Annotated in this window: 19 protein-coding genes; 11 read left to right on the top strand and 8 right to left on the bottom strand. The window is 71.9% G+C overall.

What is annotated here, in order from left to right; translation table 11 throughout:
• The first annotated feature begins 212 nt into the window (after window positions 1-212).
• From ETD85_RS01225 to ETD85_RS64380, 8 genes are all read left to right on the top strand, one after another.
• A complete protein-coding gene (locus ETD85_RS01225; protein WP_138687686.1) occupies window positions 213-1,217 on the top strand; it encodes an ABC transporter permease in 1,005 nt (334 codons plus the stop codon).
• A complete protein-coding gene (locus ETD85_RS01220; protein ID WP_138687685.1) occupies window positions 1,217-2,959 on the top strand; it encodes a dipeptide/oligopeptide/nickel ABC transporter permease/ATP-binding protein in 1,743 nt (580 codons plus the stop codon). The genes ETD85_RS01225 and ETD85_RS01220 overlap by 1 nt, the downstream gene beginning before the upstream one ends.
• Complete coding sequence (locus ETD85_RS01215; protein ID WP_138687684.1) at window positions 2,956-3,651, top strand: ATP-binding cassette domain-containing protein; 696 nt, start codon at window positions 2,956-2,958, stop codon at window positions 3,649-3,651. The genes ETD85_RS01220 and ETD85_RS01215 overlap by 4 nt, the downstream gene beginning before the upstream one ends.
• Window positions 3,652-3,717: 66 nt before the next feature.
• Window positions 3,718-4,968 carry a serine hydrolase domain-containing protein gene (locus ETD85_RS01210; protein ID WP_138687683.1) on the top strand — a complete coding sequence of 417 codons (1,251 nt, stop codon included), beginning with the start codon at window positions 3,718-3,720 and terminating at the stop codon, window positions 4,966-4,968.
• Between the two features lie 77 nt (window positions 4,969-5,045).
• Complete coding sequence (locus ETD85_RS01205) at window positions 5,046-5,693, top strand: PadR family transcriptional regulator (RefSeq protein WP_138687682.1); 648 nt, start codon at window positions 5,046-5,048, stop codon at window positions 5,691-5,693.
• Between the two features lie 163 nt (window positions 5,694-5,856).
• Window positions 5,857-7,062: an FAD-dependent oxidoreductase gene (locus tag ETD85_RS01200; protein ID WP_138687681.1), complete on the top strand. Its 1,206-nt coding sequence runs from the start codon at window positions 5,857-5,859 to the stop codon at window positions 7,060-7,062.
• Between the two features lie 73 nt (window positions 7,063-7,135).
• Window positions 7,136-7,423 carry a hypothetical protein gene (locus ETD85_RS01195; RefSeq protein WP_138687680.1) on the top strand — a complete coding sequence of 96 codons (288 nt, stop codon included), beginning with the start codon at window positions 7,136-7,138 and terminating at the stop codon, window positions 7,421-7,423.
• 49 nt (window positions 7,424-7,472) lie between these two features.
• Complete coding sequence (locus ETD85_RS64380; RefSeq protein ID WP_206058009.1) at window positions 7,473-9,011, top strand: serine/threonine-protein kinase; 1,539 nt, start codon at window positions 7,473-7,475, stop codon at window positions 9,009-9,011.
• A gap of 15 nt (window positions 9,012-9,026) precedes the next feature.
• Here the strand turns inward: ETD85_RS64380 and ETD85_RS01185 are convergent, their stop codons facing one another.
• Together ETD85_RS01185 and ETD85_RS66655 are read right to left on the bottom strand one after the other, a co-directional pair.
• Window positions 9,027-9,686: a zinc-binding dehydrogenase gene (locus tag ETD85_RS01185; RefSeq protein WP_276617150.1), complete on the bottom strand. Its 660-nt coding sequence runs from the start codon at window positions 9,684-9,686 to the stop codon at window positions 9,027-9,029.
• Window positions 9,593-9,943, bottom strand: a complete 351-nt coding sequence (locus ETD85_RS66655) for an alcohol dehydrogenase catalytic domain-containing protein (protein WP_276617149.1) — start codon at window positions 9,941-9,943, stop codon at window positions 9,593-9,595. The genes ETD85_RS01185 and ETD85_RS66655 overlap by 94 nt, the downstream gene beginning before the upstream one ends.
• A 376-nt stretch (window positions 9,944-10,319) precedes the next feature.
• Here ETD85_RS66655 and ETD85_RS01180 point away from each other — a divergent pair, with 376 nt between their 5' ends.
• On the top strand, window positions 10,320-10,661 hold the full coding sequence (locus ETD85_RS01180) for a histone-like nucleoid-structuring protein Lsr2 (protein ID WP_138687679.1): 342 nt from the start codon (window positions 10,320-10,322) through the stop codon (window positions 10,659-10,661).
• Between the two features lie 176 nt (window positions 10,662-10,837).
• Here the strand turns inward: ETD85_RS01180 and ETD85_RS01175 are convergent, their stop codons facing one another.
• Entirely contained in the window at window positions 10,838-11,626 is a 789-nt protein-coding gene (locus ETD85_RS01175; protein ID WP_138687678.1) for an alpha/beta fold hydrolase, read from the bottom strand.
• 132 nt (window positions 11,627-11,758) lie between these two features.
• Between ETD85_RS01175 and ETD85_RS66650 the strand changes: the two genes are divergently transcribed.
• Window positions 11,759-14,641, top strand: coding sequence for an ATP-binding protein (locus ETD85_RS66650; protein ID WP_170246450.1), 2,883 nt, complete (start codon window positions 11,759-11,761; stop codon window positions 14,639-14,641).
• Window positions 14,642-14,719: 78 nt separating this feature from the next.
• Here the strand turns inward: ETD85_RS66650 and ETD85_RS01165 are convergent, their stop codons facing one another.
• From ETD85_RS01165 to ETD85_RS01145, 5 genes are all read right to left on the bottom strand, one after another.
• Window positions 14,720-15,175, bottom strand: coding sequence for a hypothetical protein (locus tag ETD85_RS01165; protein ID WP_138687676.1), 456 nt, complete (start codon window positions 15,173-15,175; stop codon window positions 14,720-14,722).
• 94 nt (window positions 15,176-15,269) lie between these two features.
• A complete protein-coding gene (locus tag ETD85_RS01160) occupies window positions 15,270-16,163 on the bottom strand; it encodes a TIGR03620 family F420-dependent LLM class oxidoreductase (RefSeq protein WP_206058008.1) in 894 nt (297 codons plus the stop codon).
• Between the two features lie 105 nt (window positions 16,164-16,268).
• Window positions 16,269-16,601, bottom strand: coding sequence for an ArsR/SmtB family transcription factor (locus ETD85_RS01155; RefSeq protein WP_138687675.1), 333 nt, complete (start codon window positions 16,599-16,601; stop codon window positions 16,269-16,271).
• 133 nt (window positions 16,602-16,734) lie between these two features.
• Window positions 16,735-18,261 (bottom strand): serine hydrolase domain-containing protein, encoded by a 1,527-nt coding sequence (locus ETD85_RS01150; protein ID WP_138687674.1) that lies wholly within the window; start codon window positions 18,259-18,261, stop codon window positions 16,735-16,737.
• A gap of 122 nt (window positions 18,262-18,383) precedes the next feature.
• Window positions 18,384-18,857: a DUF5946 family protein gene (locus ETD85_RS01145; protein ID WP_138687673.1), complete on the bottom strand. Its 474-nt coding sequence runs from the start codon at window positions 18,855-18,857 to the stop codon at window positions 18,384-18,386.
• A gap of 124 nt (window positions 18,858-18,981) precedes the next feature.
• Here ETD85_RS01145 and ETD85_RS01140 point away from each other — a divergent pair, with 124 nt between their 5' ends.
• Window positions 18,982-20,172 carry an ROK family transcriptional regulator gene (locus ETD85_RS01140; RefSeq protein ID WP_138687672.1) on the top strand — a complete coding sequence of 397 codons (1,191 nt, stop codon included), beginning with the start codon at window positions 18,982-18,984 and terminating at the stop codon, window positions 20,170-20,172.
• The last annotated feature ends 10 nt before the right edge of the window (window positions 20,173-20,182 follow it).

The following is a 20,182-nucleotide window of genomic DNA, read 5'->3' as shown; positions in this document are numbered from 1 at the left end:
ATCGTCTCCCATCCTCCATGCTGCGATGAGTGGTGCTGCGATGAGTGCCAGCGTGGTACGAGGTGCGGGCCTGGTCATCGTGGGATCCGACGAAGACCGCAAATCCAGCGGTATATCCGGACTACTTCCTGTCCGTTCCGACAGAAGCACCCCGTGAGACTGGGCGATGCGTACGATTCCCGACTCAGCTCGCAAATGACAAGATTCCCGCCATGGCCGTGCCCCTGACCCACCCCAGGCACCCCGCGACGCGGCGCCGGCGACATCCCTGGGGCGCCTACCTCGCGCGCCGCCTCCTGCGCTTTCTGCTCTCCCTGCTCCTGCTGATCACCGCCACGTTCGGCATGATCCACGTCATCCCCGGCGACCCGATCAGGGCCGCGCTGGGCATCACGGCCTCCGCCGAGCTGGTCGCCGCGCGGACCCACGAGCTCGGGCTCGACCTGCCCATCTGGCAGCAGTACGCCCGGTACGCCACCGGCCTGTTCAGCGGGGACCTCGGCGCCTCCATGGCCACGGGGCTGCCGGTGTCCAGGACGATCGCCGACCGCCTCCCGTACACCGCGCTGCTCGCCCTGGTCGCCTTCACGGTCGTGATGCTCATCGCCGTCCCGGCGGGCCTGGCGGCGGCCGCGTGGACCCGCGGCGGGCGCAGGCGCGCAGCGGAGCTGCTGTTCACCGGCGTCAGCGGGCTGCTGGCGGTGGTGCCGGAGTTCCTGCTGGCCGTGGCCATGATCGTGGTGTTCGCGGTGACCTGGGAGCTGCTGCCGGTCGCGAACGTCTCCGGCTCGCTGACCCCGTCCTACTACGTGCTGCCCGCGCTGGCCCTGGCTGTCGGCCCGGCGGCGGCGCTGGCCAGGATCGTCCGCGTCGAGGCCCTGTCGGTGCTGTCGTCGGACTACATCCGCACGGCCCGCGCCAAGCGCCTGCCCGCCCGCCTGCTCTACCTGCGCCACGCCCTGCCGAACCTGCTCACCGGCGCGCTCACCATCGGCGGCCTGCTGATCTCCGGCCTGGTCGCGGGCAGCGTGCTGGTGGAGAACGTGTTCGTCTGGCCGGGGCTCGGCAGCGCGCTCGTGGAGGCGATCAAGGCCAAGGACTATCCGGTGGTCCAAGGGGTCGTGCTCGTCTACGGCGGCGCCGTCCTGCTGGTGAACCTGGCCGTCGACGTGGCGCTCGGCCGGCTCGACCCGCGTTCGACGATCAAGGAGGACTGATGCGGGGGCTGAGGAACCCGCTGGGGGTCGCGTCCGTGGTGTCGCTGGCGTTCCTGCTGTTCGCGGCCGGGCTCGGCGCGCTCCTCTGGGGCGACGCCGCGGTCAGGACGGACACGATGGCGCTCGCGCAGGGCGCGTCGGCCGCGCATCCCATGGGCACCGACGGGCTCGGCAGGGACGTGCTGGCCAGGGTCATGGTGGCGGCCCGGCCGTCGATCGGGCTGGCGCTGCTGGCCACCGCGATCACCGTGGCGGGCGGGCTCCTGCTCGGCGGCCTGCCCGCCGTGCTCGGCCGCCGCGCGGGACGCCTGCTGACCGGCTTCATCGGGCTCGTGGTCGCCTTCCCCGGCCTGCTGATCGCGCTGGTGCTGGCGGTGGTCCTGGGCAGCGGCGGCCGGTCGGCGGCGGTCGCGATCGGGCTGGCGGGGGTGCCCGCGTTCGCCCGGCTCACCCAGACGCTGGCCGCCTCGGTCGCCGGGCGCGACTTCGTGGCCGCGGCGCGGGTGCTCGGGGTGGGGCGGGCGCGCATGCTGTTCCGGCACATCCTGCCCAACATCGGCGAGCCGCTCATCGTGCAGGCCACGCTGGGCGCGGGCGGCGCGCTGCTGGCCTTCGCCGCGCTGTCCTTCCTCGGGCTCGGCGTGCAGGCGCCGGACTACGACTGGGGGCTGCTGCTCAACGAAGGGCTGAACAGGGTCTACGTGAACCCGGCCGCCGCGCTCGCCCCCGGCATCGCGGTGGTGCTGGCCGGGCTCGCGTTCAACGTGCTGGGCGAGTACGCGGCCCAGGTCTTCGGCGGGCGGACCCCGGCCGCGCGGGCGGCGGGCAGGTCGGCCCGCCCGGTGGCCGGGGACGCCCTCACGGTGACGGACCTGCGCGTCTCCTTCGCCGGCGCCGTCCCGGTCAAGGGCGTGTCCTTCACGGTCGGGCCCGGCGAGCGCGTCGGCCTGGTGGGCGAGTCGGGCTCGGGCAAGTCGCTGACCGCGCTCGCGGTCTCGGGGCTGGTCGAGCCGCCCGGCGTCGTCACGGGCTCCATCAGGGCGGGTGAGACGGCCATGGTCTTCCAGGATCCGATGACGTCGCTGAACCCGGCCCTGCGCGTCGGGATCCAGCTCGCCGAGGTGGCGACCGTACACGGGCGGCTGGCCCGCCGGGCCGCGAGGGAGCGGGCCGTCGCCAGGCTCACGGACGTGCACATCGCGGCGGCGGCCAGGGTGATCGGGCAGTATCCGCACGAGCTGTCCGGCGGCATGCGGCAGCGCGCGATGATCGCCATGGGCCTGATGGGCAGCCCGCGGCTGATCATCGCCGACGAGCCCACCACGGCGCTCGACGTCACCGTCCAGAAGCAGATCCTCGACCTGCTGCGCGAGGTCAGCACCGCCACCGGGGCGGCGATCCTGCTCATCTCGCACGACCTCGCGGTGGTCGCGCAGCTCTGCTCGCGGGTCCTCGTCATGTACGCCGGCGTGATCGTCGAGGACCTGACCGCCGAGCAGCTCGTCGCGGGCCCCGCGCATCCCTACACGCGGGCACTGCTGGCCTCGGTGCCCGACATGTCGGCCGATCGGGCGCTGCCGCTGGCCACGATCCCCGGCCGCATGCCGTCGCCCGCCGAGCCGGTCACCGGCTGCCCGTTCGCGCCACGGTGCCCGCGGGCCGGCGAACGCTGCCTGACCGCCATGCCCGCCCTCGACGGGGGCGTGGCCTGCTGGCATCCGGTACGGGAGGAGGCGCCGTGACGGCGTTGGAGTTCGACGGCGTACGCGTGCGGCTCGGCCGCGGACGCCGGGCGGTGGACGCGGTCGGCGGCGTGGACCTGACGGTGCCCGCGGGGACGGCCGTGGGCCTGGTCGGCGAGTCGGGATGCGGCAAGTCGACCCTGGCCAGGGCGGCGGTGGGCCTGGTACCGCTGGCCGCCGGGCGGATCACGCCCACGAGCGGCGTGCAGCTCGTCTTCCAGGACCCGTACTCGTCGCTGGACCCCCGGATGACCGTCGGCGCCGCCGTCGCCGAGGCCGTCCCCGGACGCGGCGGCGGTGACGTGGCGCGGCTGCTCGACCTCGTCGGCCTGGAGGCCGAGCACGCCACCCGCCTGCCGCGCCACCTGTCCGGCGGCCAGCGGCAGCGGGTGGCCATCGCGCGGGCGCTGGCGGCCCGCCCCGCCGTCATGATCGCGGACGAGATCACCTCGTCCCTGGACGTGTCCGTGCAGGGCATGGTCCTCAACCTGATCCGCGACCTGCAGCGCGAGCTGGGCCTGACCATGCTGTTCATCTCGCACAACCTGGCCGTCGTCCGCTACGTCAGCGACCACGTGGCGGTCATGAACCGGGGCCGCATCGTCGAGTCCGGGCCGGTGGACGACGTGCTGACCGACCCCAGGGACCCGTACACGCGGGCCCTGCTCGATGCCGTTCCCCGGCTTCGCTGACCCCGAGTTTCGGACATCCGTAAGATGTGTGGCCATTGCTACGGATGTGACTTAGGGGTCTGAAACATGACAATGCTCTCTCGCCGGAGCCTGCTCAGGGCCGGCGCGATCGCGGTGCCCGCCGCAGTCCTGCCGGCCACCCGCCCGGCGCACGCGGCCGCGCCGTTGCCGGTGGTGCAGACCGCGGGCACGGCGCCCGCGACGCTGGCCGGGTTCGACAACGTGGTGAAGACCTTCGTGAAGGATCGCAAGATCACCGCCGCGCAGCTCGCCATCATGAAGAGCGGCAAGATCGTGCTGGCGCGCGCCTACCGCTACAACGACTACTCCAGGGCGCTGCCGACGGTGTCGCCGACGTCGCTGTTCCGGATCGCCAGCCTGAGCAAGAACATCACCTCGGCCGCGATCATGCGCCTGGTCCAGGACGGCAAGCTGAGCCTGTCGGCCAAGGTCACCCAGCTGCTCGGGCTCACCCCGGCCGACCCCCGCATGGAGCAGGTCACCGTGCTCAGGCTGATGCAGCACCTGGGCGGCTGGGACTCGACAGCCTCCAAGGACCCGCTCTGGCTGGACCACACCATCTCGGCCGCGCTCGGCATCCCGCTGCCGATCGGGCACGCCGACATCATCAAGTACGCGACCGCCCGCAAGCTCGACTTCGACCCGGGCACGAAGATGGTCTACAGCAACTACGGCTACCTGCTGCTCGGCCGGATCATCGAGCGGGTCTCCGGCACGTCATACGAGTCGTACGTCAAGACCAAGCTGCTCGCGCCGCTGGGCATCACCCGGATGCGGATCGGCAAGAGCCTCAAGAGCGAGGCCGTGACCGGCGAGATCTCCTACGAGTCGCAGTACACGAACAAGACGGTCATGGACACCTCAGGCACCGTCGTCCCCTATCCGTACGGCGGGTTCAACATGCCCAACCAGGACGCGAACGGCGGCTGGCTGGCCTCCGCCGTGGACCTGGTCCGCTGGACGCTCGCCTTCGACAAGCCGGGCACCGTGCTCAGCTCGGCCTCGATCGCCAAGCTGATCGCCAAGCCGGAGATCGGCGTCAACGAGTACGGCTCCTGGTACGGCGGCGGCTGGTGGGTGCGCCAGGTCACCGGCCACGTCAACACCTGGCACAACGGCTCGATGCCGGGCACGTTCACCTATCTCGCGCGGCTGCAGAACGGGTTCAGCTACGCGGTGACGTTCAACCGGCGGGAGGAGACCGGGTCGCTCGACTACGACACGATCGACGACGACATGAACAAGGTCTCCGTGTCGTCCTGGCCCACGACAGACCTCACGTCCAAGTATTTCTGACCCTTGCCCGGTCGTCGCTCGCAAGCGTATATTCGTCTACGAGTAACCGTAGACGAATATACCTGAGGTGAGTGACGATGCCGAAAGCCCGCAAGGTCGGCAATCTGCTGGCACTCGCCGTCCTGTCCGCCCTGGCCCAGCGGCCGATGCACCCGTACGAGATCGCCACGGCGTTGCGGGGCTGGGGCAAGGAACAGGACATGGACATCAAGTGGGGGTCCCTCTACACAGTCGTCCGCAACATGGACAAGCACGGCCTGATCGCGGCCGTGGAAAGCGTCCGCGAAGGCCGCCGGCCCGAGCGGACCGTCTATCGCATCACCGACGACGGCCGCGCGGAGCTGGTCGACTGGGCCCGCGAGCTGGTCTCGACCCCCGTCAGGGAGCAGCCGCGGTTCCGCGCCGGCCTGTCGGTGCTCAGCGTCCTGCATCCGGACGAGGCCACGAGCCTCCTCCGGCAGCGGCTGCACGCGCTGGAGGAGGCCATCGAGACCGCCCGCGACACGCTGGAGGGCTATCTGCGGCAGGTGCCGCGGTTGTTCCTGGTCGAGGCGGAATATGACCTGGCCGTCCAGGAGGCGGAGGCCGCCTGGATCCGGTCCCTGCTCGCCGAGCTCGACTCCGGCGCGTATCCGGGGCTGGACGTCTGGCGGACCTTCCACGAGACCGGCGAGCTGCCGGCTGAGCTTCAGGAGCTCGCGGACAAGACCAGCACCGACGAGTAGATCCACGGTCCCGGCGCGGTGCGCCAACACCACGCCGGGACCCATTCCCCGAACCACACCTGGGAAAGGCGTCAGGCCCGAGGCGGCAACCACGAGGATAGCCTGGCTCCTCTCCCGGGGCGGTTCCGGCTGCACGCGAACCGATCACCCAGGGAGAAGGACCATGACCGAGGTCAAGACAGCGATCGTCATCGGCGGCGGCATCGCCGGGCCCGTGGCCGCACTGGCACTACGCAAAGCGGGCATCGAGGCCACCGTCCACGAGGCGTACCCGAGCCTCACCAGCGGCGTCGGCGGCACGCTCGCGCTCGCCCCGAACGGCCTCGCGGCCCTGCGCACCATCGGCGCGGACGAGGCCGTGACCGCCATCGCCACACCGGTCAAGCGCACGGCCATGACCGTCGGCCGCAAGCACCTGGACCTGCCGGGGCTGACCGGCCTGCCCCCGCAGCAGCAGGTGCACCGCAACGACCTCAACCGCGCCCTGCACGACCGGGCCGTCGCTGGCGGCGTCACGATCGAGTACGGCAAGCGGCTGGTCGGCGTGCGGGAGGACGGCAAGGGCGTCACCGCGTCCTTCGCCGACGGCAGCACCGCCACGGCCGACGTCCTCATCGGGGCCGACGGCATCCACTCGACCGTCCGCCGCCTCATCGACCCGGACGCCGCCGGCCCGCGCTACACGGGGCTGCTCGGCTTCGAGGCGGTCGCGCGGCACGAGGTGGGCCACGAGCCGGGCACGATGACGTTCGCCTTCGGCAAGCGCGCCTACTACCTCTACTGGCCGGAGCCGGGCGGCGGCACCCGGTGGGGCGTCAACCTGCCGCAGGAGCGCCCGATGAGCCTCACGGAGGCCCGCGCGGTGCCCTCGTCCGACTGGATGCGGACGCTGCTCGCCGCCTACGGCGAGGACGATCCCGGCCGCGAGCTGATCCTGACCAGCGAAGCCGACGAGCTGCAGGTGGTGGGTTCGCTGCACATCATGCCGCCCGTCAGGCACTGGCACCGGGGACGCATGGTGCTGGTCGGCGACTCCGCGCACGCGCCGTCCAACAGCTCGGGCCAGGGCGCGTCGCTGGCCGTCGAGAGCGCGGTGCAGCTGGCCCGCTGCCTGCGCGACCTGCCGGACATCCCGTCGGCGTACGCCGCCTTCGAACGCCTGCGTCGCAGCCGCGTGGAGAAGGTCGCCGCCCGCGCCGCGCGGATCAACCACGCCAAGGCCCCGGGGTCGGTGGCCCGGGTCCTGATGCCGATCATGATGCCGATCATGCTGAAGACCATCATGAACCCGGAGAAGACGGTCGGCCCCGAGCAGCGCTACCTGATCGACTGGGACGCCCCGGTCACCAGGGACCTCGCGCTCGTCTGAGTACGCCAACCGGTCGATAGCGGGACAGCCGGGATGGCATCCTGGGAAGCCCACGATCACGAGGAGATCAGCGATGGCCCACCCTCTCGGCACGCAGCCCGCGCCCCGGCGGACTCCGCTCACCTCGGACGAGAGAGCCAGGAGCGAAGTGGCCTTCAGCGCCCTCGTGACCGAGCACCTCACCACCAGCGGGCGGTTCAGGGTGAGCGCTGACACGCCGGAGATGGTGGAGCTCTTCCAGGCCGTCGCCCGCCGGGTGGGCGAGCAGCTCCGGCGGCCCGTGGTCAGTTACGCCAACGGCCGGTACATCGTGATCACCTTCGGCCAGGAGCCCGGTCAGGCCCTCCCCGCCCAGCGGTGAGGCGGGCACGCGGCGGCGGGGCCGGTGATCCGGCGGCCCGGAGCGCCCGATGAGTGACCCCGGCGGCTTCGGCCCGCCGGAACCGGGTGGACGCATCGGCCCGTACCAGATCACGGGCCGGATGGGCGCCGGCGGCATGGGCGTGGTCTATGCGGGGACCGCGGCCGACGGCGCCCGGGTCGCGGTCAAGGTCATCCATCCGGGGCTGGCCGCCGACCCGCAGTTCCTCGCCCGCTTCATCCGCGAGGTCGATCTCCTGTCGCGGGTGCGGGGGCGGTGCACTGTCTCCGTGCTCGCCTCCGACACCACCGCGGTGCCGCCCTGGCTGGCCACCGAGTTCGTCCCCGGGCCGACGCTGAGCGACCACGTGCGGGATCGCGGGCCGCTGCGGCCGGACGAGCTGCTGTCGTTCGGCGTGGACATCGCCGAGGCGCTCACCGACATCCACCGGGCCGGCATCGTGCACCGCGACCTCAAGCCGGGGAACGTGATCCTCGCCGCCTCCGGGGCGAAGGTCCTGGACTTCGGCATCGCCAGGGCCCTCGACGAGAGCGGCCTCACGGGCACCGGCGCGCTGATCGGGACGCCCGGCTGGATCAGCCCCGAGCAGTACCGGGGCGACCCGGCGGACGCCGCCGCCGACGTCTTCGCCTGGGGCGCGCTGATGGCGTACGCCGCGACGGGCCGCCCGCCGTTCGGCATCGGGGCCCCCGACGTCCTCGCCTACCGCGTCATGAGCGTCGACCCCGACCTGTCCGGGGTGCCGTCAAGAATCCGCGACCTCGTACGCGACGCGCTCGCCAAGGAGCGAGCGGCCCGACCGGCCGCACACCAGCTGCTCGCCCAGATCACCGCGCTGCGCGCGGGCGGCACGCTACCCCTGACGCACCCGCCGCACGGCACGCTGCCCCTGTCGCGCCCCCCGCACGGCACGGAGCCCCTTTCGCGCCCCCCGCACGGCGCAGGGCCACTGCCCCTTTCACGACCGCCGCACGGCCGGCGCCTGGCGCTGCCGCTGTGGTCGGCGGCGGCCGTCGTGGCGACGGTCGCGACCATCGGCGTGGTGTTCGCGCTGAGCTCGGCCCGGACGCCCGAGGCGATCGAGAGCCCGGACGACGTCTCCTCCTCCACCTACTCGGAAAGCCACACACCGTCCGAGGAGACGTCGGACGAGGAGACCCCCGAAAGGACTCCCGAGGAGACCCCTACGGAAACCCCGGAGGAGACGCCCACCGAGAAACCCGCTGAGAAGCGCACTGCGAAGCCCACGCCGCGCAAGACGCGCGCGGCCACCGTCATGCCCTGCGCCTCCGAGCGCTCGATCCTCGATCAGGCCGCCGCGTCGAACGGCGGCTCCCTGCCGGACGACGTCGTGGTAACGCGCAAGCGCTGCGCCGGCAACTGGGTCGCGGCCGAGCTCGACTCCCCGAGCGTCGGCGGCATCGACCTGATCGCGAAGCGGAACGCGACCCGGTTCGTCGCCGCCGAGATCGGCAGCAACTTCTGCTCGGCGGACGAGCGGCCGGCGCTGCTCGCGAGCGCGCCGGCCGGCATCAAGGCGTTCCTCTGCCCCAACGGCTTCGGCTGACGCCCTGCCGCGTCTTCACCCGAAGGTGAGCACGGGCTTGAGCGTGTTGCCCTTCTCGGAGTCCTCCACCGCCTGGTTGATGTCCTCGAACGCGTACGTCCTGATCAGCCGGTCGAACGGGAAGCGGCCCCGCCGGTGCAGCTCGACCAGCAGGGGGATGAAGCGCCGCGGCACGCTGTCACCCTCGACGATCCCGCGTACGCTCCGGCCGAACAGCAGCGAGGACATGTCGAGCGAGACCTCGGTGCCGAGGGCGGCGGCGCCGACCAGGCCGCAGGTGCCGCCGTTGGCCAGCGCGTCGACGGCCTGCCGCAGCACGCCGGGGACCGCGGTGGTGTCGATGGTGTAGCCGAGGCCGAGGCCGCCGGTGAGGTCGCCCAGCCGCTCCAGCGGGTCGTCCGCGGCGGCGTCGATCACGTGGGTGGCGCCCAGCTCCCTGGCCAGCTCCAGGCGCCGCGCGTTCAGGTCGATGGCGACGATCGTGGAGCAGCCCGCGATGACGGCCGCCATCACCGCGCTCATGCCGACCGAGCCCGTGCCGAAGATCGCGATGCTGCTGCCCGCCGGGGGGTCGAGCGAGTTCAGCACCGCGCCCGCGCCGGTCTGGACGCCGCAGCCGAGCGGGCCGAGCAGCTCCAGGCGCGCGTCCTCGTCCACCTTGACGACGTTGCGCACGTCAGCACGACGTGATCGCCGGGCCGCACATAGCCGACCCCGTCGCCGACGGCCTCCACCACCCCCGCCCCCTCGTGGCCGAGCACCGCGGGCAGCGGCACCGGATACCACTGGTCGCGAATGATCAGATCGGTGTGGCAGACGCCGGAGCTCACCATCCGTACGAGGACCTCGCCCGGACGGGGATCGTCCAGTTCGAGCGGGGTCAGGACGAAGGGCGCGCCTCGGGTCTCGGTCAGGGCCGCAGTGATGCGCACGGTACGACTCCTTTGCCGACGAGTCCTTTCCCGGCAACATAGGCCCGGCATCCGCGGCCCGCCCCTGCACCGACGGCCACACTTCCCTCCTCATCCGCTCCCAGCTCAAAGTGAGCTCATGGCCGGGCGAAAACCATTGTTGAAGAGGCCCGGCGCGAGTCAGGTCGGCCGGCGATCGAACCGGCACCCTGATGCGGTACCGCCTATTTAAATGAGAATTCAAGATGGCGGTTAACGCCCGTAGCGGTAGGATGCGCCTGGTCAGCCGTGGGCTGCGCCGCGAAGTCCTTTGTGTGGGTGCGGCATGAGATAGAGGTGCGGCATCTGCTGAAGGCGGCTACAGTACCTGCAACCGTAGTTTAATTGGAGCACCCTTATGGCGAAGCGTATTGTTGAGTCCTTTGTCGATGACATCGACGGCAGTGAAGCCGGGGGGACCACGAGGTTCGCCCTCGACGGCACGAGCTACGAGATCGACCTGTCGGGCACGAACAGGGACCAGCTGGAGAAGGCTCTGGCGCCCTTCATCACCAAGGCTCGCGCGGTCCGCGCCGACCGGAGCCTGCGCGGCCGCCGCGCAGGCGCCGCCACGCCCCGGACCGTCACCCGTGAGAAGTCCACGGAGATCAGGCGCTGGGCCAAGGCCCAGGGCCTGCCGGTGAGCGAGCGTGGCCGCATCGCCGCCACCGTCGTGGAGCAGTACGAGGCAGCCCACTGAAAAGTGTCCTGCCGGTGGGCAACCACCAGGCCGGCGTGGCAGTCGGAGATGACCAGCTGCACGCCGGACAGGCCACCCACGGCCGCTGCGGTGTCCCGGACACCGCGCCGGCACGACAGCGGACGCGCGCCTGAACAGGCGCGCGTCCGCGGTGCCGACTCGCTAGACGGTCGTGCTCATGCCGTGGCCGGCGAGGTGAAGAACTCGGCCAGCACGGGGGCGATGGCCTCAGGGGCCACGTTGTGGGGCTGGCCGGTGAGACTGGCCCGCCGGACGTCCGGCAGCAGCCCGGCCACGGCCTGCGCCGTGCTGCTGATCCACGGGATCGTCCCGCCGTCGATGACGAGAGTGGGCACCGTGACGCCGGCCAGCCGGTCGGCGGGCAGGGAGAAGTCACCGGTGATGGTGGCGTCGTAGACGAGCGTGTGGGCCACGGCCTCCATCGCCGCCCAGCCGGGGAAGTCCCGCATCGGGGCCACGAACTCGGCCGGCATTCCGACCGCGGCGGTCAGGAACAGCTCGCACATGTCGCCCCGGCGGCCCTCGGCCAGCAGCGCCACGAGCTGCTCGCGATAGTCGGCCGGCACCGGCGTACGGGTGCCGGGCAGGATGTAGGGCACCTCCCACACCGCCAGCCGGTCGACGGCGAGCCCGCGGGCGGCGGCTTCCAGGGCGATCACGCCGCCGCCGGAGGTGCCGTACAGGTGCGCCGACCCGCCCGCCTCGGCGATGATCGCCTCGATGTCCTCGAACTCGCGGTCCGCCGCGTAGGGGGCGGTGTCACCGCTGTCGCCACGACCGCGCCGGTCGTAGTTGTAGACCGTCAGGTCCTGGGCCAGCAGCTCGGCCAGGGGCGCGGTCGCGGACCGGTCGTTGGGACCGGCGCCGATGAGGATCACGGCCGGGCCCTGCCCGATCCGGTCGTAGGCGATCGCGGTGCCGTCCTGCGAGATGACCTTGTTCATGTCGTTCCCCTCGTGTCCGTGCTTTCCGGTATGTGATCAGCTTGCTACGGGCGGCGGGGCCGGGCATCGGTGATCACTACTGATCCACCACTGAGAGATCCGTCTCGCGGACACGTAGGTGATGATGTCCGGGTGATCGTAAAAGTGTCCGAGCGCGAGGCCGAGGTGCTGGCGGCGGTGGCGGCGCGGCTGTCGAACGCGCAGATCGCGCACCGGCTGCACATCTCCGTCCGCACGGTCGAGAGCCACGTCGCCTCGCTGCTGCGTAAGTACGGCGTGGCCGATCGGCAGGCGCTGGCCGCACTGGCCGGGCAGCCGGCGCAGGACGACCCGGACGGCGATCCCCCGGACGCGTCACTGGCGGGGGTTCCCGTGGCGTTGACCTCGTTCGTCGGACGCGAGCCGGAGCGCGCGGCGGTCCTGACGGCGTTCGGGGCGTCCCGCCTGGTCACCCTGCTGGGCCCGGGCGGCGTCGGTAAGAGCAGGCTTGCGGCGGAGATCTGCTCGTCCCATCCGGCGGGCGGGGCGTTCGTGGATCTGGTTCCGGCACGGGACGGGTTCGTCACGCAGGCCGTGGCCAGGGCGCTCGGGGTCAGCGAGCGCGCCAGGCAGCCGCTGGAGGATGTCGTCGTGGAGCGGCTGCGCCGCGGCCGGGCGCTGCTCGTGCTCGACAACTGCGAGCACGTGCTGGACGCGGCGGCCGGTTTCGCAGAGCGGTTGCTGGCCGCCTGCCCGGGCACCCGGGTCCTGGTGACGAGCCGCGAGCGGCTCAGCGTGCCCGGAGAGCGTACGGTGCCGATCGGCCCGCTGCCGCTGTCCTCCGACGCGGAGACGCTCTTCCGCCACCGCGCCACCGCGGCCGACCCCGGCTTCGGCGCCGACCCGGCGCTGCTGACGGAGATCTGCGCCCGGCTCGACGGCATGCCTCTCGCCATCGAGCTCGCCGCGGCCCGCAGCGCCTCTCTGGGGGCGGGCGGGCTGCTGGTGGCGCTCGACGACAGCCTGCGGGTGCTCACCGGGGGCCGGGGCTCCGACCAGCGGCACCGGTCGCTGCGCGCGGTACTCCAATGGAGCTACGAACTGCTCGACGAGGAGGAGCAGGCGCTGTTCCGGCGGCTGTCGATGTTCCGCGGTGGCTTCGACCTGGCCGCGGCGACGGCTCTCAGTGCCGGCGGCGGGCCCGGTGCGATCACCGACGTGCTGGGGCGGCTCGTCGACAAGAGCCTCGTCGTCCGCGGCCGCGGGACGGCGAGCCGGTGGCAGCTCCTGCAGACCGTCAGGGCCTTCGCCGGCGAGTTGTTACGCTCCGCCGGCGAGGACGGCGCGGTCCGGGAGCTCCACCTGCTGTGGGCCACCGGCGCCGCGGCTGCCGTGGAGGACCGGCTGATCGCCGCCAGACGCGGCCGGGCCGAGGCGGCGGCGCAGGTCGAGGGCGGGCGACGGGAGGTGGCCGAGAGCTGGCGGCAGGAGTTCGACGCGGTCGCCGACGACCTGCGCGCAGCACTGGCCACCGCCCCGCCCAGTCCAGACCGCACGACCGGAGCGGACCGCACGGCCGGAGCAGGCGACACGACCGGGCCCGGCACCACGGCTGGGGCAGGCGGCGCGGCTGGGGCAGGCGGCGCCGCGCACCGGCTGGCCCGTTCTCTCGGCCATCTCACCTTCGCCCGCCGGTTTCTGGCCGAGGCGCAGGAGCACTACCGGCAGGCGGCCGAACGGGCACCCGATCCCGGCGAAGCGGCCAGTGACCTGCGCAGCGCGGCCGACTGCTCTCTGGACACCATCTCGGGGCAGCACGCGTTCGACCTGCTGCTCGCATCCGCAGCGCGGTCCCATGAGGCGGGCGACGAGAACGCCCGCGCGGTCGCCCTGGCTCGGGCGGTGGAGACGGCCGGCCGGTTCCTGGCCTCGTTCCCGGAGAGCATTCCCGCCGAGCGGCTCCGCCGGCATCTCGCAGAGGCCGCCGAGGCCGGCGACCCCGCTGACCCGGTCGTGGCGGCGGCCCTCGCCACGGCGGCGGCCTGGAGCGAGCGGCCGGGCGCGTTCGATCCGGACCCCGCTCTGGCCGCCACGGCGCTGGCCGCCGCGCGGGCGACCGGCGACGCCGTGCTCATCAGCGCGGGCCTCGACGCGGTGACGACCGTCGCCGTACGGGCCGGCCGACACGGGGAGGCGCAGCGCCACACCACGGAACGGCTGGCGCTGCTGGCCGGCATGGATCGCGACGACCCCCGTTCGGCCATCGAGATCGTCGACACCCTCCACGTGGCCTGCACCGACGCGATCGTCGCCGGCGACCTGCCCGCGGCGCTCGCCGCCGGGCGGCTCATGGTGAACGACGACCTGGTCGGCGACCATCCGTACATCTCCGCCAGCCGGCTGATCCCGGCCCTCGTCCTCACCGGCGACCTCGGCGCGGCCCTGCGCTACGGCGGACGGATGTGGGAGGGCTGGGAACGGGCCGGCCGCCCCGCGGCGGGGTGGCTGCTGCCTTCGGTGTCGGCCGTCGCGCTCGCCTACGGCCTGCTCGACGACCGGCCCCACTTCCGGCTCTGGCGGCACCGGGCCGGCGTGGTGGTGGACCACGCGCGGGCCGGGCACGCGCGGCTGTCCTCCTTCGGCGCGTTCGTGGACGCCAGGGCCGCCGTGCACTCCGGCGACCTGAGCGAGGCCGCCGAGCTGGTCGAGCGGGCGTTCGGCACGTTCCCGATGGGACGCTACGAGGCGTACGCGCAGGCGGCGGGCGCCGAACTGGCCGTGGTGGCCGGGCTCCCCGACGCCCCGGCCCGGCTGGCGGCCGCGAGCCTGACCGCCGGCGAGAACCACTGGGCCGCCGCCTGCCTCGCCCGCGCCGCCGGCAGACTGCACGCCGACCCGGACGCGCTGGCGACCTCGGTCGCGCGGTGGGAGGCCATCGACGCCCGCCTGGAACGAGCCCACACCCTCCTGCTGCTCCCGCACCGCGCAGAAGAGGGCCGAGCCGCACTGGACGCGCTGACACAACAGCCCCGTTGACCGATCGAGGTCAGCGCGCGAGCCGGCGCTCCTCTCTTCGTCCGCGCACGCAGGAAGGACCTCATCTCCTGCGCGGACTCATCCCTCGGCCGAACGGATCTCGCTGAACAGCCTGAGCGTCACCGCTCGCGGCGGGTGCCAGGCCAGGGCGGGCAGCCGCAAGCTCCAGGAGGGGAACACCGTCTCCATGACGATCTTCAGGTAGGGCCGCTCACCGGGGATCTCGGCCCGCAGGACGGACACCTGGCTGCGGGCCTCCTGCCGGCCGAGCCGCAGCCACGCGGCCCCGTCGAGGTCGAGGTCCGCCGACTCCCACCACAACACCGGCGCGTCACCCCCGCGCGACGACGGCAGCGGCAGTTGCAGTGAGAATCCCGCCAGCGGTCCGTCCGGGCGCAGGTAGAAGGCACCGTCGATGCGCGGCACCACGTACAGGGTGCGCGGACCTTTCCGGGTATGGACCGAAAGCGTCGCCTCGGTGGCGTCCAGCGCGATCCGCCAGGAGTCGGGGTCGGTGTATGGGGAGACCGCCATGATTCACCTCGCTGTGCCATGTCCAGCTGCATTCATGACAAAGACGAAATAGGGCCCGCTGGTGTGACACCCCGGCTCCGGCGGCGCGTGCAGGTCAGGCGCCGGTGCGCTGGGGCAGGAGCGCGTCGCCGAGCCGGCGCCAGTGCGGCATCGCGGATCGGCCCGGCTCGACCCCGATCACCTGCACGGCGACGTGGTCGGCACCGGCTTCGAGGTGGGTGTGCAGCTTGCGGACGACGGTCCCCAGATCGCCCCAGAACACGAAGTCGTCCACCAGCCGGTCGCTCCCGCCGTTCGCGATCTCCTCCTCGGAGTAGCCCAGCCGGCGGAACTTCGCGATGTTGTACGGGGTGCTCAGGTACGGCCGCAGATGCTCGCGCGCGATCGCCCGAGCCGTGGCGGGGTCGGCCTCGAACAGCACCGGGTGCTCGACGCCCAGGAACGCCTCCGGCCCGAGGATCTCCCGCGCCTGCGCGGTGTGCGCCACGTTCACGTGATAGGTCTGGGCGCCGGCTGCCCGGTCACGCGCCAGTTCGAGCATCTTGGGCCCGTACGCGGCCAGGATGCGGCGGATCGGCACGGTCGGCGCGGGGTTGACCGTCTCCACCGCGTCCATCTCGTCGAGGTAGGCGGTCATGCCCGCCAGCGGCTTGACGCCCGGCCGCGGCTCCCCGCCGAACCCCAGCCCGAGCACGTGCCGGCCCGGATAGGCGTCGGCCAGCAGGAGGGCGGCGCCATGCGTCCACCGGGCGCCGCGCGACCAGATCTGCGCGATGCCGTTGACGACGTGCAGCCGCTCGGTGGCGGAAAGCAGGAAGCCGGCGTGCGTGAACGCCTCACGCCCGAGCAACTCGGGGATCCAGATCGACCGCCACCCCTGCTCTTCCAACTCCTGGACCGACTCCTTCAGCCGCGCGGCCGGCTGGTGCTCGAAGTCGAAGGTGTAGACCCCGAACGCGCCGAGGTCCATGCCGGTGATGCCGCCCATGGCACATCTCCTCCGTGAAAATGCCTCTGTCAGTCACATCAACATATCGCAGATTATCGATATGAGAAGACCCGAGCGGGTACGTCCCCAAAACAGAAGGTGGTCCTAGAGCGTCTGCCCGAGCCGGGCGACCAGGTCGGCGATGCGCTGCTCGTCGCGCTTGTAGTGGGTCCACTTGCCCACCCGCGTCGCCCGCACCAGCCCCGCGCGCTGCAGCTCGGCCATGTACGCCGACACCGTCGACTGCGCGAGCCCCACCTTGGCCTGGATGTGGCTCACGCACACCCCCACCTCGACCGGGTCGGCGATGGCCCCGTCCAGCACGAAGTGCCGCTCGGGCTCCCGCAACCAGGACAGCAGTTGCAGCCGCGTCGGGTTCGCCAGCGCCCGCAACGCGTCGACCAGGTCTGGGTCCGGGGAGGTCACGGTCTCGGCCATGAATCCGATGATAAAGGCTCACCGACGATTCGAAGTACTTCGATATACGGACATGTCGCCGATCAGGCGGTGGCCGCCGAGCCGGAACGCCGGCCGCGGTCCACGCATGGGAGACATGCCTCGTCCGCCCCTCCTAGGCGTGACCCTCGACGCGATCCCTGCCGCGAGACGCTTGCGTCCCGGGGTCGAGCACACGTCCACGTGCGCGAACGAGATGGACGAGGCGGGCGACGATGACTCCGGCAGCCGCCAGCGCGGCCGTGGCGGCCCAGACGTACAGCGCGAGCCACACGTACGTGATCTGCTCCAGCGTCCCCGACCTGCGCATCAGCAGGCCCATCAGGTCCGCGAGCCCGAAGAAGAGCACGATCGGCAGCACGTACGGAACCAACCGCGCGAGCGGGCGCCAGAGAGCCCGGCCCGAGCTGCGGCGGGCCCAGCGACGGGCCCAGCGAGGGGCACGGCGGACGCCCAGGAGGCCGAGCCCGAGGGTGAGCACGGTCAGGCCGGCCAGCCAGAGGTCCGCGGTCATGGTGAACGGCGCTGCTCCGGCGCCGGATCTCCCCTCGATGAGATCGATCAGGCCGTCGGTGATGATGAGCGCGTCGTCACCGGAGATCATCCCCGTGTTGGTGACGACGGCGATGCCGTACCGGCTCGCGGGAAGCAGCGTCTGGGCGGAGTTGTGCGTGAGCAGCCAGCCGGTGTGCTGGAGCCGGGGCGCTCCGCCTGCGGTGGCACCGGCCACCCACCCCATGCCGTAGGTGCTGCCGGCCACGCCGGACGCGGTCTGGGCGATCTTCAGAGTCCTCTCGGGGAAGATTCGGCCCCCGCCGTTCTGCGCGATGAGCCACTTGGCCAGGTCGTCGGCGGTGCTGACGACGCCGAAGGAGCCGTTGATGAACCACTTCGGATGGGCGCGCTCGATGAGCCGGCCGTAGGCCCGGATGTAGCCCGCTCCCCCGCCGGGGAGCTCCCCGGTCGTGTCGACGGTCGTGGTGGAGGTCATGCCGAGCGGACGGAACACGGCGGAGGCCAGGTAGCCGGCGAACGGCACCCCGGCCACCACCTCGACCAGTCGCGCGGCGACGGCGTAGTTGGGGTTGTGGTAGGCCATCCGGGTGCCGGGCTCGGTGTCGAGCGGAGCGGTTCGGAGCATCGCGACGGCGTCCTTGAGGGTGTCCGGCGCGGGGAGCGTCAGCTCCGGGAAGCTCCGGTCGCTCATCCCCGAGGTCTGCTGGAGCAGCTGGCGCACGGTGATCTTCGCAGCCCGTGGATCGGCCATGGTGAACTCGGGGAGATAGGTCCGGACAGGAGCATCCAGACTGATCTTGTGCTGGTCGGCGAGGCTCAGGACCGCCAGGGCCGTGAACGACTTGGAGATCGAGGCGAGCGGCATCGGGGTGGCCTTCGTGATCGCCTCCCCACCCGCTAGATGACCATAACCCGCGGCATGTACGACCTGGTCGCCCTTCGTGACGGCGACCAAGGCCCCGGGCAGCCGGGTCCGCTCGGCATAGTCACGCACGTAATCGTCGATCGCACGCGCGCTCAGGTCTCCGGCTCCCGATGCCAGCGCCGAAGCGGGCGCCGCCGTCACCCCCGTCGCCAGCAGTACCCCGGCCAGGCCGGCCACCGCCGCGATCTTCCGCATCTTCATCGGGTTCCTCTCCGTTCGCTGGGAACGAACGGTAGAAGTCGCCCGGGGTGCGGCACACTGCACTATCGACCGGCCCTGACCCCGACTTTCGTCAGGTGACGGTCAGCCCACCGCCGCCAACTTCAGCGAGCGGATTTCCAGGACTCCACCGTCGCGCCGGCGATGGTTTCGATCCTGCTCCCGTACGCCGCGTGCCCGTCGAACACGAAGCTGCCGTCCCTGAGCGGCAGACCGCAGAACGTGGCGCGGAAATGGCGCGGAGCCGCACCGGGCGGGAGCGGCGCGAACGCCGTCAACGGCCTCATGTCATAACCCGACCGTGCCCGGTGATTGTTGCGCGCCACCTGGTGAGCCGCCACGCGAAGCAGCGCGTCGAGACCCGCGTCAAGGTAAAGCTGCAGCAGGCGGAACTGGCTGTCGAGCTGCTTCTCGCCGACTCCGGAAGAATGCTGCAGAAGATATGCGCAGACCACGGGAGTGTGCCACTTGTACATCTCCGGATCGGCCTGCTCCTCGGCCAGAATCGCGTGGTAATAGTCCGCGCACCCGCCCAGGGGGCCGGCAGCCGCACCGCAATCGCAATGACCATCCGCCATGGGCGGCAATATAGGTGCCCGGCGCCAACCCTGGCGACGGGTTATCGGCCATCGGCACGGCGGCGAAACTTCCGGCGCGGAATTCTGCTTCACCGGGGACGCGCGGCCGGTCAGGATTGATCACATGAACGGAAATCCTGGGCGTCCGCGTCTGTTACGCGAGCTGAACGACCGCGCCGCGGTGGAGCTGCTGGCTTCGTCGGGAGCGCTGACGCGGGGGCAGGTGAGCGAGCTGACCGGACTGTCGAAGGTGACGGCCAACCACGTCGTGTCCCGGCTGGAGGAGCGCGGCCTGGTCGTCAAGGTCGGCGAGCAGGACGGAGGCCGCGGCCCCTCAGCCGCTCTTTACGGGCTCAACCCGGCGTCCGGCTACGTGATCGCGGTCGAGGTCTACCTGGACACGACGACCGCCGTGCTCGCCGACATCACGGGACGGGTGCTGGCGGAGACGACCGTCCCCACCGACGTCACCGCGGATCCGGCCGAAGCGGTGCACGCGATCGTGACGGAGCTCGCCCAGGCCGCCCGGATCGACGTGGCGCAGGTGCAGGTGTGCGTAATCGGCCTCCCTGGCGTCATCGACCCGGTGACCAGCCATATTCACTTCTGCTATGACATGCCCGCCTGGTGCGGGGACGTGATCGATGGTCTCCGCCAGAGGCTGCGGCTGCCCGTCACGATCGACAACGACGTCAACCTCGCCGCGATGGCCGAGCGCGCGCTGGGAGCCGCGAGCGACGTACGCAACTTCGTACTGGTCTGGATCGGGCGCGGGCCCGGCTCGGCCGTCATGGTCGGCGATCAGTTGCTGCGGGGGACGGTGGGCGCGGCCGGCGAGCTCGGCTGGATGCCCGTGCCCGGCGCGCCCGTGAGCGACGGCGGCTTCGATCGCGACCGCCACGAGGTGGGCGCCGCCTTCCAGGCCCTGGTGGGCTGGCGGGCAGTGCGAGAGCTCGCCGAGAAGCATGGGATCGCCGCCGGCAGTGCCGCCCGGAGCGTGGCGGCCGCGGCCGCCGACGCCGCCGCTGGAGGTGCGGCGGGGGCGGCCTTCCTTGACGAGCTGGCCCGGCGGATCGCTCTGGGAGTCGCTTCCATCTGCGCCGTGCTCGACCCCGAGCTGGTCGTGCTGGGCAGTCACGTCGGTTCCGCCGGAGGCGACGAGCTGGCCGGTCGCGTTCAGCGGGCTGTCGGCCGCATGTGCCTGGCCCGGCCCCGGGTGGTGGCGAGCACGATCACGGACCGGCCCGTGGTGCGCGGGGCTCTGCGGATCGGGGTCGAACAGGCACGTGAACGGGTGTTCTCCGACGCCCTGTGAGCAGCGCCGG

Origin of the sequence: Nonomuraea zeae (assembly GCF_005889725.1) — a bacterium.
Lineage (GTDB): Bacteria > Actinomycetota > Actinomycetes > Streptosporangiales > Streptosporangiaceae > Nonomuraea > Nonomuraea zeae.
This window is presented reverse-complemented; position numbering and strand designations above follow the sequence as displayed.